Source organism: Geminicoccus flavidas, from assembly GCF_009806515.1.
In the GTDB taxonomy this organism is placed as follows: domain Bacteria; phylum Pseudomonadota; class Alphaproteobacteria; order Geminicoccales; family Geminicoccaceae; genus Geminicoccus; species Geminicoccus flavidus.
In genome coordinates this window covers 1-1331 of the sequence record NZ_WUJP01000245.1, presented here as the reverse complement: position 1 = coordinate 1331, position 1331 = coordinate 1, and the positions used below count along the sequence as shown (strand labels likewise).

The 1331-nt window shown below is 72.9% G+C and carries 1 protein-coding gene; it reads left to right on the top strand.

Features of this window, described 5'->3' with window-relative positions; translation table 11 throughout:
* Positions 1-1256: adenylate/guanylate cyclase domain-containing protein (locus EQG76_RS06825; protein WP_235031236.1), on the top strand; the 1256-nt coding region annotated here is incomplete at its 5' end.
* Positions 1257-1331 lie beyond the last annotated feature (75 nt).

Sequence of the window (1331 nt, the reverse complement as noted above, 5' to 3'; positions counted from 1 at the left end):
GGGGGCATGGCTGCATCGGGATGTACCACCGCCTGAAGCTGGAGCCCTGGTTCAGGCATGCCGCGCCGCTCCTGCTCACACTCGCCGTGCTGCTGCCCACGCTGGCCTTCTTCGGCATGCTGAACGGTGCACGCGAGCTGGCGGCCCGGGCGGCGGCCGATCCCGCCTGGATCGCGGCCCTGGCGGCGGCCGGGAACTGGCCGGAGCCGGCGGAGCGCGCCTGGATCTATGCCCTGGAGAGCCGGCTGCTCCTCCTGTTCTACGGAGCGATCGCGCTCCTGTTCCTGGCACGGCTGGCGCGTCAGGTGATCGTGGCGCGCACCGGGCCGGTCGCGATCGAGTTCCCGGGCAACCTGCTGGTGCGGGTCCCGCGCGGCACCTCCGTGCTGGAGGCGGCCGAACTGGCGAGGCTGCCGCATGCCTCGGTATGCGGCGGGCGCGGGCGCTGCTCGACCTGCCGGGTGCGGGTCGGCCGGGGCAGCGACCACCTGCCGCCGCCTTCGTCTCAGGAGGAGCGGGTGCTGCGCCGGATCCAGGCCAAGCCCGACGTGCGCCTCGCCTGCCAGCTCCGCCCGACCCATGCGCTGCAGGTGACGCCACTGGTGGCGGTCGGCCGCGCTGCCGAGGAGGTCAGCCGGCCGATGTTCCCCAGGCACGGCGTGGAGCGCGAGCTGGTCGTGCTGTTCGCCGACCTGCGCGGCTTCACCATGCTGGCCGAGCACCGGCTGCCCTATGACGTGGTATTCCTGCTGAACCGCTGGTTCGCCCTGTCTGGCCAGACGATCGAGCAGGCCGGCGGGCGGGTCGACAAGTTCATCGGCGACGGGGTCATGGCCCTGTTCGGGTTGGACCACGGGCCGGAGGAAGGGGCGCGCAGTGCGCTGAAGGCGGCCCAGGCAATGGCCGCGGGCCTGAGCCAGCTCTCCCACGAGATGCGCAGCGAGCTGGGGCAGGCGACGCTCCGGCTGGGGGTGGGCATCCATGCCGGCAGCGCCATTGTAGGTCAGCTCGGCTGGGGCCATGCGGCGGGCCTCACCGCGATCGGCGACGTGGTCAACGTCGCGAGCCGGCTGGAGACCGCCTGCAAGGAGCTGTCGGCCGAGGCGGTGATCTCCGCGGAGGTGTTCCGCCTGGCCGGTCTGGAGCCGCCGAGCACCCCGCTCCCGCTCGAATTGCGCGGTCGTCGTCGGCCCTTGCCGGTGGTGGCGGTGCCGAGGCTGGCGGAGCTGCGCCAGACGAACCTGGCCAGCACCTAAGCGAAGACCGGCTGCGCCTCCGCCACCGGCGGGACTGCCCCGACTTCCTCCAGGCCTGGAAGGTCCGGCATGGCG